This window comes from Mesorhizobium sp. 43Arga (genome assembly GCF_053714255.1).
Map to the genome: position 1 here is coordinate 110,176 of NZ_JBSKBO010000001.1, position 11,740 is coordinate 121,915.

The 11,740-nt window shown below is 65.2% G+C and carries 9 protein-coding genes; 4 read left to right on the forward strand and 5 right to left on the reverse strand.

The genetic code is table 11. The features are described from left to right. Nucleotides 1-192 precede the first annotated feature (192 nt). Nucleotides 193-1,569 carry an MFS transporter gene (locus tag ACWGS8_RS00535; RefSeq protein WP_454579118.1) on the forward strand — a complete coding sequence of 459 codons (1,377 nt, stop codon included), beginning with the start codon at nucleotides 193-195 and terminating at the stop codon, nucleotides 1,567-1,569. A gap of 131 nt (nucleotides 1,570-1,700) precedes the next feature. Here the strand turns inward: ACWGS8_RS00535 and purH are convergent, their stop codons facing one another. The 4 genes from purH to htpX form a co-directional block, all read right to left on the reverse strand. Then, entirely contained in the window at nucleotides 1,701-3,317 is a 1,617-nt protein-coding gene (purH, locus tag ACWGS8_RS00540; RefSeq protein WP_454579119.1) for a bifunctional phosphoribosylaminoimidazolecarboxamide formyltransferase/IMP cyclohydrolase, read from the reverse strand. Between the two features lie 94 nt (nucleotides 3,318-3,411). Then, nucleotides 3,412-5,136, reverse strand: a complete 1,725-nt coding sequence (locus ACWGS8_RS00545) for a heparinase II/III family protein (RefSeq protein ID WP_454579120.1) — start codon at nucleotides 5,134-5,136, stop codon at nucleotides 3,412-3,414. Between the two features lie 206 nt (nucleotides 5,137-5,342). After that, the gene (locus tag ACWGS8_RS00550; RefSeq protein WP_454579121.1) at nucleotides 5,343-6,725 is read right to left on the reverse strand and encodes an RsmB/NOP family class I SAM-dependent RNA methyltransferase; all 1,383 of its coding nucleotides are present in this window, start codon (nucleotides 6,723-6,725) and stop codon (nucleotides 5,343-5,345) included. Next, nucleotides 6,722-7,741, reverse strand: coding sequence for a zinc metalloprotease HtpX (htpX, locus tag ACWGS8_RS00555; protein WP_454579122.1), 1,020 nt, complete (start codon nucleotides 7,739-7,741; stop codon nucleotides 6,722-6,724). Before htpX ends, ACWGS8_RS00550 begins: the two co-directional genes overlap by 4 nt. A 105-nt stretch (nucleotides 7,742-7,846) precedes the next feature. On the opposite strand from htpX, the gene ACWGS8_RS00560 reads away from it, so the two are divergent. Continuing rightward, nucleotides 7,847-8,068, forward strand: coding sequence for a DUF1674 domain-containing protein (locus ACWGS8_RS00560; protein WP_454579123.1), 222 nt, complete (start codon nucleotides 7,847-7,849; stop codon nucleotides 8,066-8,068). Between the two features lie 59 nt (nucleotides 8,069-8,127). On the opposite strand, the gene ACWGS8_RS00565 is transcribed toward ACWGS8_RS00560, so the two are convergent. Continuing rightward, nucleotides 8,128-8,793, reverse strand: coding sequence for an HAD-IA family hydrolase (locus tag ACWGS8_RS00565; RefSeq protein WP_454579124.1), 666 nt, complete (start codon nucleotides 8,791-8,793; stop codon nucleotides 8,128-8,130). 166 nt (nucleotides 8,794-8,959) lie between these two features. On the opposite strand from ACWGS8_RS00565, the gene ACWGS8_RS00570 reads away from it, so the two are divergent. Both ACWGS8_RS00570 and ACWGS8_RS00575 read left to right on the forward strand, forming a co-directional pair. Further along, nucleotides 8,960-9,829, forward strand: coding sequence for a transglutaminase-like domain-containing protein (locus ACWGS8_RS00570; RefSeq protein WP_454579125.1), 870 nt, complete (start codon nucleotides 8,960-8,962; stop codon nucleotides 9,827-9,829). Nucleotides 9,830-10,142: 313 nt separating this feature from the next. After that, the gene (locus ACWGS8_RS00575) at nucleotides 10,143-11,504 is read left to right on the forward strand and encodes a pilus assembly protein TadG-related protein (RefSeq protein ID WP_454579126.1); all 1,362 of its coding nucleotides are present in this window, start codon (nucleotides 10,143-10,145) and stop codon (nucleotides 11,502-11,504) included. Nucleotides 11,505-11,740 lie beyond the last annotated feature (236 nt).

Genomic DNA, 11,740 nt, shown 5'->3' on the forward strand with positions numbered 1-11,740 from the left:
CCTCCCCCTCCTGGGGAGGGTCGCTGCGAAGCAGCGGGGTGGGGCGAGCGGCGCCCCCACCCGGACCTTCGGTCCGACCTCTTCACAAGGGGGAGGTAAGGGGATGGCGCCCGCGACGCTTGTCATTTGCATGACCCAAGGAAAACATGCAGACATGGCGCCGCCGACGAAACGTAGGCGAGTGGAGGGAATATGGCCGAGGTAGCAGTGCAGCGGGCGTCCGGGCGCGGCATCTGGGGATGGATGTTCTTCGACTGGGCGGCGCAGCCGTTCTTCACGGTCGTCACCACCTTCATCTTCGGCCCCTATTTCGTCTCGCGCATGGCTGGCGATCCCAACACCGGCCAGGCGGTCTGGGGCTACGGCATCGCCGCGGCAGGGCTGGTCATTGCCGTGCTGTCGCCGATCCTCGGTTCGATCGCCGACCAGACCGGGCCGCGCAAGCCGTGGATCGCTTTCTTCGCAGCGATCAAGATCACCAGTCTGGCTTTGCTCTGGTTCGCCGCGCCCGGCTCGAACCTGTTCCTGATCGTCGCGCTGTTTTCGCTGGCTTCGGTGGCGGCGGAATTCTCCACCGTGTTCAACGATTCCATGATGCCGCGGCTGGTGCCGAAGAGCGAGATCGGCCGCATCTCCAACACGGCATGGGGGCTCGGCTATCTCGGTGGCATGATCGCGCTGATTTTTGTCGTCACCTGCCTCGCCGGCTCGCCGGAAACCGGAAAGACCATCATCGGCATCGACCCGCTGTTCGGGCTCGACCCGAAGCTCGGCGAAGACGCGCGCGCCACCGGGCCGCTTTCGGCCGGCTGGTATTTCCTGTTCATCCTGCCGATGTTCTTCTTCACGCCCGACGCCATCAAGGGCATCCCGATCGGGCCGGCGGTGCGGGAAGGCCTGTCGGAACTGAAATCCACACTGGCCGAGGTGCGCAGGCGCGGCGGCATCTTCCGCTTCCTCATCGCCCGCATGATCTACCAGGACGGCGTCAACGCGCTGCTGGCGCTCGGCGGCACCTTCGCGGCGGGCATGTTCCACTGGTCGATCACCGAGATCGGCATGTTCGGCATCATCCTCAATGTCGTCGCCATCTTCGGCTGCTGGATCGCGGCGCGCCTCGACACCGCGCTCGGCTCCAAGGCGGTGGTGATGATCGCGCTGGTCATGCTGTCGGTCGCCACCATCGGCATCATCTCGACGGGGCCGGGCTTCACGCTGCTCGGCCTGATCCAGATGCCGACCACCGATTCGGGCGGCCTGTTCGGCACGGCGGCCGAGAAGGCCTATATCCTCTACGGGCTGTTGATCGGCCTGGCCTTCGGGCCGGTGCAGGCGTCGTCGCGCTCCTACATGGCGCGCAGCGTCACGGCGGCGGAATCCGGCCGCTATTTCGGCATCTATGCACTGGCCGGCCGGGCAACCAGCTTCCTGGCGCCGTTCCTGGTGGCGACCATCACCGCGCTCTCCGACTCGGCGCGGCTCGGCATGGCGGTGATCATCCTGTTTCTGGGAATTGGCATGGCGATCCTGGTCAGGACGCCCTATCCGGCGGATCGGCCGGCGGAGTGAGCTTACCCTCCCCCTTGTGGGGAGGGTCGATCCGCGAAGCGGAGCGGGGTGGGGGTCAGCGCCATCACCCCACCCCGGCGCGCTCGCATGCGAGCGCACCGACCCTCCCCATCGAGGGGAGGGTAAACGCGCTAATGCCGGAAATGCCTGACCCCGGTAAATACCATGGCGATGCCGTGTTCATCGGCCGCCGCGATGACGTCCTTGTCGTTCATCGAGCCGCCCGGCTGGATCACGGCGGTGGCGCCGGCGGCGACCGCGGCAAGCAGGCCATCGGCGAAGGGGAAGAAGGCATCGGAGGCGACGACCGAGCCCTTGGTGAGCGGCTCACTCATGCCTACAGCCTCGGCCGCGTCGAGCGCCTTGCGGGCGGCGATGCGGGAAGAATCGACGCGGCTCATCTGGCCGGCGCCGATGCCGACCGTGGCGCCGTCTTTTGCATAGACGATGGCGTTCGACTTGACGTGCTTGGCGACGCGGAAGGCGAATTTCAGGTCGGCCATTTCGGCCGGCGTCGGCGCGCGCCTGGTCACCACTTTCAGTTCGAGATCGTCGACCACTGCGTTGTCGCGGCCCTGGACGAGCAGGCCGCCGGCAACCGATTTGACCGTCGTGCCCGCCGCACGGGGATCCGGCAGGCCGCCGGTGACCAGCAGGCGCAGGTTCTTCTTCGCGGCAACGATAGCCGCCGCCTCGTCCGTAGCATCAGGGGCGATGATGACCTCGGTGAAGGTCTTCACGATGTCCTGCGCCGCTTCGGCGTCGAGGGTGCGGTTCACGGCGACGATGCCGCCGAAGGCCGAGACCGGATCGCAGGCGAGCGCCTTGGCATAGGCTGCTTTCAGCGAGGCTCCCTCGGCGACGCCGCAGGGGTTGGCGTGCTTGATGATGGCGACGGCGGCGGAACGGTCCGGATCGAATTCGCCGGCCAGTTCGAAGGCCGCGTCGGTGTCGTTGATGTTGTTGTAGGAGAGCTGCTTGCCCTGCAGCTGCCGCGCCGTGGCGACGCCAGGGCGCTTGTCGCCATTGACGTAGAAGCCGGCGTTCTGGTGCGGGTTTTCGCCGTAGCGCATCACTTCGGTCAGCCTGCCGCCGAAGGCGCGCCAGGTCGGATGCTCGATCTCGAGCGCCTCGGCGAACCAGCCGGAGATCGCAGCGTCATAGCTGGCGGTGCGGGCAAAGGCCTTGGCCGCCAGCTTCTTGCGGAAATCCAGCGACAGCGAGCCGATGTTCATTTCCAGCGCGTTCAGCACCGAGGCATAGTCGCTTGGATCGGTGACGATGGCGACATAGGCGTGGTTCTTGGCCGAGGCGCGGATCATCGCCGGCCCGCCAATGTCGATGTTCTCGACGATGGCCGCATAGTCGGCGCCGGAGCGGCGGACTTCCTCGAACGGATAGAGATTGGAGACGAGCAGATCGATCGGCTCGATGCCGTATTTGCGCATCGCCGCCGCGTGCTCGGGATCGTCGCGCACGCCAAGCAGCGCGCCATGCACAGAAGGATGCAAGGTCTTGACGCGGCCATCCATGATCTCGGGGAAGCCGGTGAGCTCGGAGACGTCGCGCACGGCCAGGCCGGCCTCGGCGATCGCCTTGGCGGTGCCGCCGGTCGAGACCAGTTCGACACCGGCCGCGGCCAATGCCCTGGCGAAGTCGACGAGGCCGGTCTTGTCGAAGACCGAGAGCAAGGCACGGCGTATGGGAACGAGGTCCGGGGCGGGAATGTTCTTGGCGGCGACGGCCATGGGCTGGCGGCCTTTCACGGCTGGAGGGGCAAGCCCGCGCCGTAGCACATGACATCAGGAAATCAAGCGGCAAGCTTGGCGGTGGCCGGCACGGTCAGTTGTTTTCCAGGTATCCCGCGATGCTGGTGCGCGTCAGCTGCCAGTGGACTTCGGACACATCGGACGCCTTGAAGGCAAGCACGATCTGCCGACTGCGGCGCGGGCCGCCAAGACCAGCAAAATAGATCGATTCCTCGACCTCCGGCACCACCTCGCTTGAGGTGAACACCCAGCTGTCGGCCTGGTCGGCGGTCAGCACAAGCCGGTCATGCTCGTCCTGCAGCAGGCTGATGTCGGGGTGGAGGTGGAAGCGCACCGTGATGAAGTCGCGGCCATTGTTGCGGATCGCGGCATTGCCGGGCCGCTGGAACCGGTCCCTGCCGGCCAAAACATTGCCGTTCGACGACAGTTTCAGCTCGCGCTCGTGCAGGAAGCCGAAACGCGGGACATAGCCGTCATGGCGAGCAATGAAGCCCTGGACGCCCTTCTGGTCGATGCGCTTGCACTGCACATGCTGCGGGCCGCCGATCAGCGGCGAACCCAGCAGGTCATTGACGCGCAGCGAATGGCTGAAGCGCGCCGACGAGGTGTCGTTGATGGTCGCGGTCGAGTGCGCGGCGGTGGCGCGGGCCAGCGGCCGGAACTCGGCGGCGCCATAGGTATCGATGCCGGCATTGACGATGTAGTGCTGGCGACCGGACGACAGCTCGAAGGCAAGGCAGCCGGCGTGCGCTGCGTTGGACACATCGACCGGCGGCGGCAGGCCGGTGTCGGCGATGACGGTGACGCCACCCATCGACAGCCGCTCATAGCCCGAATGCGGCGCGTGCAGCAGCGGCGCGCCGGCGGTGTCGTCATGCCGCAATATTGTGGCGATGCGGTCGTGAATGGTGGCGCCCATGCCGTTGAAGCGGGCGAGGCTGCCATCCTGGTGGCGGAAGAAGCGCAGCGCCGGCAGCATGCGGTCGATGGCGCCGATCAGCGCCTGCGGCGGGGTCTCCGCCTGGTTGGCGTAGGTCTGGCGCAGTGGCAAAAGGTCGGCGAGGATTTCCAGCACCGTCATTGGATTGCGTGAGATATGGCCGCCATCGGCGAGGATCTGGCGGTTGAGTTCCTCGGCGAGGTTGCGGGTGGCGCCGCGGAGCGCCGAAGCCGGCGCGGGCAGGGAAAGGGCGGCGAAGGCAAGGGCTATGCGGGCACGCAGCCGGTCCTTGCCGTCGGGCATCTCGCGCGCCATCGATCTGAGGTAGCGGATCTGGACGGCCAGCGACTTCAGGAAGGCGCGGTAGAAGGGGAATTCGGCGCCCTGCAGCACGACGGAGGAATGCTGCAGCCAGGCAATGATGCGCTTGGCCGTTGTCCCGGGCTCCCAGGCGATGCCGGCAATGTTGTTTCCGTGCATGGCGATCCAGTCGGACACCAGGGCACGCGCATTGGCGGCGGCAAGTTCGGTGCCAGCGGCGCGCATATGGCGCAGCCAGCGAAAGCCATGCAGCGTCTTTTGCCAGCCATGATTGGGCACGTTGATCTGGAAGGGCGACTTGCCGCCGGTCTCGACCAGATGCCCAGACAGGGGATAGCGGCCGTAATAGATCTCCAGAGCGATCTGCGGGTCGGCCAACCGCAGGTCCGGCGGCGCAATCAGCACGCGTTCGGGCGTGCGGCCGGAATAGCGCCAGCGATAGACCGGCCCGGCGCGCAAGCGCCGGCGCGTCTTGCGCCAGAACTCCTTCGCGACAAGCGTCCACAGACGCGTCGTGTTGCTGGCAGCCAGTGCCAAAAGCCCTCCTGGTCCGTCCTCTACCCCGGCGCAAGCTTATATGATTCAAGAACTTATGCGAAGGCGGATTTCTTCCAACCGACCCACTTCACGCGTCCGTGGCCGGGGTCGTCCCTAAAAAAGTCGCGTCTGCCGTGACTTATGTCCTGTTGTGGCGCCGGCGAAACTCGCTGGGCGAGCAGTTTTCGCGGTCGCGAAAGATTGCTTTAAAGAGCGCGGCGCATGCGGGCGGCAAAGAAGCCGTCCAGGCCCGAGCGCTCCGGCGTGCCAAGGTCGAGGTCGGCGGGCGTGGTGCGCAGCGTGCCCTGCGCTGTCAGGAAAGCGTCGATGCCGGCGATCTCACCTTGCCGCAGCGGATCGTCGACAACCGCGGCTGTGTCGCTGAGAAAAGCACGATGCAGGTCTTCGCCTTCGAGCGGGTCGAGCGAACAGTTGGAAAAGACGATCCGGCCACCGGGCCTGACCAGCTTGACGGCGCGGGCGAGCAACCGCCTTTGCAGGTCGGCGAGCTTTTCGACATCGGCCGCCGTCTTGGTCCACGGCACGTCGGGATGCCGTCGCACCGTGCCTGTCGACGAGCAGGGCGCGTCGAGGAGCACCGCATCGAACAGCTGCGCGGGCTCGTATTTGAGCAAGTCGGCCTGGACGATCTCGGCCGTCAGGCCGAGGCGGTCGAGATTCTGCGCCAGCCGCGCCAGCCGGTTCGTCGATGTGTCGACGGCGGTGACCCTGGCGCCGGCCAGGATCAGCTGGGCGGTCTTGCCGCCGGGCGCGGCGCAGAGATCGGCGACGCGCAATCCGCCGACATCGCCGAACAGCCGCGCCGGCAGGCTGGCCGCGGCATCCTGGACCCACCAGGCACCTTCGGCGAAGCCGGGCAGTTCGGTGACGGCCCCGGCAAGATTTTCCACCCGAATTGTGCCGGTCGGCAGCACGATACCGCCGAGCTTTTCGGCCCAAAGTTCCGGATCGGCTTTGACCGAGAAGTCTACGGGCGCCTCGTAACGGTGCGCGGCGAGGATCTGCTTCGCTTTGTCCTGGCCATAGGCGGCCTTCAGCCGGTCGGAGAACCATTTTGGCGCTTCGTCGGTAGCGGCAAGAGCGGCGGGCAGTTCCGTCTCCTTGGCACGTGCCAGCGTGCGAAGCACGCCGTTGACCAAGCCGGAAAAACGCTGGGTCCGCGGATCGGACTTGGCATGGGTGACCGCGAGGTCGACGGCGGCGCTGTCGGGAATGTCGAGGAACAGGATCTGCGCTGCCGCCACATGCAAGATGTGCGACAAAGCGGTGGCGTTAGGCGGCAGCGGCTTTTCCAGGCGCCGCGCCAGCAGCCCCGCAATGGTCATGCGGAACCGCAGCGCGGTGACCAGAATGGCCCGCACCAGGCCACGATCGCGCAAATCGAGCGCCTTGTATTGCGGGTGGCCGTTCTCGTGGTCGGTCAGACCGTCGAGTGGCGTCCGGGCGTCGATGACGGCGGCCAGCAGCCGCGCCGCCGCCTTGCGGGCGGCGAGACCGGCGACAAATTCGCCGCCGTCTCTATGGTCCTGTTCGCCTGAAGCCGCGCGTCGAGGTCCCGCCACGCTCACGACCACCGGCCTTTAGGCCCAGTCGGATTGCGGCCCCATGGGTTGGCCTTCGGCCTTTCCAGCTCCGCCGGCTGTTCCGCCTGAGGGGCCGGGCCCCACGGGCCGGACGGCTGTTGTTCCCCGGCCTGCCGAGGCGCTGGTGTCGGACGCGGAGCGGTCTGGGTGCCGCCGCCTGCCATCTGCCGTGCCATCTCCTGCAACGCTGCGATGCGGTTGTCGGTGCTGGGGTGGGTGGAGAACAGATTGTCCATGCGCTCGCCGTGCAGAGGATTGATGATGAAGAGATGCGCCATCGCCGGATTGCGCTCCGCATCGGGGTTGGGAATGCGTTCGGCGCCGCGGGCGATCTTGTCAAGCGCCGATGCCAGCCACAGCGGGTGTCCACAGATTTCGGCGCCGCGCCGGTCGGCCTCGTATTCACGGGTGCGGCTGACCGCCATCTGCACGATCATCGCGGCAAAGGGCGCCACGATCATCGCCGCCAGCACGCCGACAAAGCCGAACGGGTTGTTGTCGCGATTGCCGCCGAGGAAGAAGGCGAAATTGCCGAGCATCGAGATCGCACCGGCAAAGGTGGCGACGATGGTCATGGTCAGCGTGTCGCGATGCTGGACGTGCGCGAGCTCATGCGCCATCACGGCCGCGACCTCTTCATGGGTCAGCCGCTGCAACAGGCCGGTGGAGGCGGCGACCGCCGCGTTCTGCGGGTTGCGGCCGGTGGCGAAGGCGTTGGGCTGCGGGCTGTCGATCAGATAGGTGCTGGGCATCGGCAGCCCGGCCTGCTTGGCCAGGGCCTGGACGATGGCGTAATATTCGGGCGCGTTCTTCTCGTCGACCTCGACGGCGCGGTTCATCGAAAGCACCATCTTGTCGGCGTTCCAGTAGCTGAAGAGATTGGTGCCGGCGGCGATCAGCAGCGCGATCATCATGCCGCCCGATCCGCCGATCAGGAAGCCGACGCCCATGAACAGCGCCGTCATCGCGGCAAGAAGCATGGCGGTGCGAAGTGTGTTCATCGTCTGCTCCTGTCGTGGCGGTGGCAAAAAGGGGTCGATCGTCGTGGGTTCATGGCTATATGATGGGAAACGCCTGCCGCTGTTTCAATCCGCCGAGATTATCGCATGACCGACGAAACCAATAAAACGCCAGCCGAAACCGATGGCGGCGCCTCGCCGAAGGAGCTGACGCCGGCCGCGCGGCGGGCGCTGGCCGAAGCCGAGGCACGGCGCACCGCGTACAGCCAGAAGGAAGCCGCCCTGCCCAAGGAGATCGGCGGCCGTGGCGGCAAGGAACCCGGCCGTTATGGCGACTGGGAAGTCAAAGGCCTGACCAGCGACTTCTAGGTGCCTTGATATTCAGGTGAGGCCGGCCTGCAAATGGCTGAAACCCGCGCTCCGGTGCTTCAAGCGGCGTCGCGCCGCGCCTCGAGCGCCAGCCAACCGCGCTCGTCGATGGTGATGCCGACATTGTCATAGCTTGCGATCGCGGCATGGTGCGTTCGTATCGGATGCTGGTGCGTGGCGTTGATAACCACGACCGCCGCCTCCGCCGCCTCGGCCGCCGCGATGCCGGCCGGAGCATCCTCGAATACAAGGCAGTCGCGCGCATCGACGCCGAGCCGGTTTGCGCCAAGCCGGAAGCAGTCGGGCGCCGGCTTGCCACGGGAAACGTCTTCAGCCGCAACAATGACCGCGGGGACAGGAATGCCGGCAGCCTCCATGCGTGCAAGCGCCAGGGAGCGTGGCGCCGAGGTGACGATCGCCCAGCTTTCGCCGGGCAGCGCCTTGAGAAACGCCACGGCGCCGGCGATCGGCACAATGCCGTCCAGATCGGCGGCCTCGGCCTTCAGCAACAGGTCGGCTTCGTGCGCCGGTTCGACCCCTGGAAGGGCAAGGTTGGTGATGGTCTCGATCGCCCGCACGCCGTGGATCGTCGGCAGGAAGGCCGCCACATCGAGGCCATGGCGGCGCGCCCAGTCGCTCCATACCCGCTCCGCCGAGGCGATGGAATTGATGAGCGTGCCGTCCATGTCGAAAAGGAAGGCCGCGAATTTTCTGCCAGCAAACATGATTTTCCTTGAGTCCGGGGAAGCGTGTCGAGGGAGGGCGCAACCGTAACGTCACGGTGCGGCCATGGAAAGGCACGAAGGCGTATTTTGCGACGGTCCAGGGAACTATGGTATCCTTGCGGCGTTTCCACGGCACCGCTTTCCATAACGATCAAGGGGACCTGTGATGCTGATCCGACTCGGCTACGAAATCTCCATTGAATGCGTCGAGGCCACGCCGGTGATTTCGCTGCTCGAGATCCACAAGGACAGGCAAGCCGACATCAAGCGGCAGACGCGTGTCCTGACCTCGCCTTCGGTGCCGACCAAGCTCTATCACGACCTGCATGGCAATGGCTGCCGCCGCTTCACCGCGCCGGCCGGCACCTTTCGCATCCTTTATGATGCGGTCGTCGAGGACAGCGGCGAAACGGATGAGGTCAACACGCTGGCCGGGGAAGTGCCGGTGGCTGAATTGCCCGACGAGGTGCTCTTCTATCTCCTCGGCAGCCGCTACTGCGAGACCGATCACCTCAGTCATCTCGCCTGGCAGCTGTTTGGCAATCTTCCCTCCGGCTGGGCACGGGTGCAGGCGATCGTCGACTATGTCCACAACCGCCTGTCGTTCGGCTATGGCTATGCGCGGCCGACCCGCACGGCGGCGCAGGCGCATGAGGAACGGGTCGGCGTCTGCCGCGACTTCGCCCATCTGGCGATCACGCTCTGCCGCTGCATGAACATTCCGGCGCGCTATGTGAACGGCTATCTCGGCGATATCGGCGTGCCGATCGATCCGGCGCCTATGGATTTCTCGGCCTGGATGGAAGTGTTCCTCGACGGCAAATGGTACACGTTCGATCCACGCCACAACCGGCCCAGGACCGGCCGTGTCGTCATCGCGCGCGGCCGTGACGCCACCGACGTGCCTTTGCTGCACAGTTTTGGTCCACACCGGCTCTGCCTGTTCAAGGTGTGGACCTATGAGCAGGAGGGCAGATTGTTCAATCCACCGCATCACGGCATCGACAGGACGGTCAGCGCACAGATGCTTGCGTAGTTCTTCGCACTGTTTCGCATCCCGCAAATCTCGGGACATTTGGCCCGCTTCGGTACAGAAGGCCTGTGCCGCAACAGGACGGCGCGGAGCATTCCGCGATTGCCTCGATCGAGCATGGTAAGCGGTCCGTAAACGCCGCCGAAGCCAGGTTCTTTCCTTTTACCGGTCGTTCACCTTTGTAAAGAGCGAAATCCAACAAAAACAATAGGTTGATGGTTCACGGCTCGGCTCTTGCGCTCGACGAGCGGCTTCCGGCCGGAATCCTGCATTGCCTCATTGCGGCGACGAGGCCGAGGCATGCGGAGGCTGTTGGATGCGAAATTACGGGGGTCTTGTTCACGTGGTCGGCGGGTTCGCCAGACACAGCGATGGAAATTTCGCAATCCTGTTCGGCTTCGCTGCCTCGGTCTTGGCGCTAGCCGCCGGCTTCTCGGTCGACATATCGCAGCTCTACAACGCCAAATCGAGCCTGCAAGGCGTGGTCGACGCCGCGGTGACATCGACGGCGCGCGACCTGACGACCGGGGTCATCAAGGAAGCCGACGCCAGCAAGGCGGTGCAGGCCTTTCTGGTGGCCAACGGCATGGCGGGCATTCTGCAGCCCGGCCAGATCGTGCTCGACAGACTGGTCGTCGACAGGACCGCCAACACGGTGCAGGCGGACGCCCATGTCGATGTCGCCCTGTTCTTCCCGGTTTTCGGTATGGCCAATACGCAACGCGTCGCCGCGTCGACGACATCGCTTTATTCGGACAAGACCATCGAAGTGGCGATGATGCTCGATGTGACAGGATCGATGGCCGGTCAGAAAATCAAGGACCTGAAAACCGCTGCTGCCAACGCAGTGGACAGTTTCCTGGGCGGCCAGGACCCGAGCAAGCCGCGGGTGCGCGTCTCGATCGTGCCTTATGCCAACTCGGTCAATGCAGGGCAGCTTGCCGCCAGCAGCGTCTATGTCGAAGCCAACGCCGGCGAGCGCAAGCAGGCGCCCGGCAATGGGAGCGCCCAGCTTGCCTCGGCTTCGCCGCGTCCGGACAATTGCGCCACCGAGCGCAAGGGTGCCGATCAATATTCGGACGCGGGTCCCGACTCCAGCATGGTCAATCGCGACTATCTGCTGTCGGGCTTTGCCACGAATACAGGCACCGCCGCTTGCCCGGTCGCCGCGCTCGTGCCTTTGACGGCCGACGCCGCGACACTCAAGAATGTCATCAAGGATCTTGTCGCTTCAGGTGGCACCGCCGGGCATATCGGCGTCCAGTGGACCTGGTATATGCTCTCGGAAAGCTGGGGCAGCGTGCTCAACGCTTCGCAGCGGCCGGCCAAGGCCGATCCGAAGAAAGTCGGCAAGTATGCAATCCTGATGACGGACGGCGAATTCAACCTGTCCTATTTCGACGCCACCGGCGTCAGCGGGGTCTACAACGACGCCGGCAAGGAAACGACCCGCACGGCGGCGATAAAGCTCTGTGCCGCCATGCGCGACCAAGGCATAGAAATCTTCACGATTGGCTTCAAGCTCGATGAGGCGAATGCGGTCACGACGCTGCAGACCTGTGCCAGCCCCGATACGGGTTCAGCCAAGCACTTTTACCAGGCCGCCGACGGCGTCGAATTGGATACGGCCTTTCAGACCATCGCCCGCAACATCGAAACCCTTGCGTTGACGAAATAGGCTTGGCCCAAACGGAAAAGGCCGCCGCTTCTTTCGAAGCCGGCGGCCTTCCGTGTTTCCGTCCATGGCGCGGCCTGTGGCGGCAACCCCTTCGGGTTACCTGCCGCGCATCTCGCGCCTTAACGGGAAGACTGCTTCCCGAAAGTGCAATCCGCTGAGGCCACGTTCTGGAAAACGAAATCACTCGACATCGGATCACCTCCTTTCGATTTGTTGAACACATGCTCATGATGGGG

Excerpts from the sequence above, each read along its gene's own strand:
- ACWGS8_RS00575 (WP_454579126.1), top strand. The coding sequence starts at position 10,143 with ATGCGAAATTACGGGGGTCTTGTTCACGTGGTCGGCGGGTTCGCCAGA.
- htpX (WP_454579122.1), bottom strand. The coding sequence starts at position 7,741 with ATGAACACACTTCGCACCGCCATGCTTCTTGCCGCGATGACGGCGCTG.
- ACWGS8_RS00570 (WP_454579125.1), top strand. The coding sequence starts at position 8,960 with ATGCTGATCCGACTCGGCTACGAAATCTCCATTGAATGCGTCGAGGCC.
- ACWGS8_RS00565 (WP_454579124.1), bottom strand. The coding sequence starts at position 8,793 with ATGTTTGCTGGCAGAAAATTCGCGGCCTTCCTTTTCGACATGGACGGC.
- purH (WP_454579119.1), bottom strand. The coding sequence starts at position 3,317 with ATGGCCGTCGCCGCCAAGAACATTCCCGCCCCGGACCTCGTTCCCATA.
- ACWGS8_RS00560 (WP_454579123.1), top strand. The coding sequence starts at position 7,847 with ATGACCGACGAAACCAATAAAACGCCAGCCGAAACCGATGGCGGCGCC.
- ACWGS8_RS00535 (WP_454579118.1), top strand. The coding sequence starts at position 193 with ATGGCCGAGGTAGCAGTGCAGCGGGCGTCCGGGCGCGGCATCTGGGGA.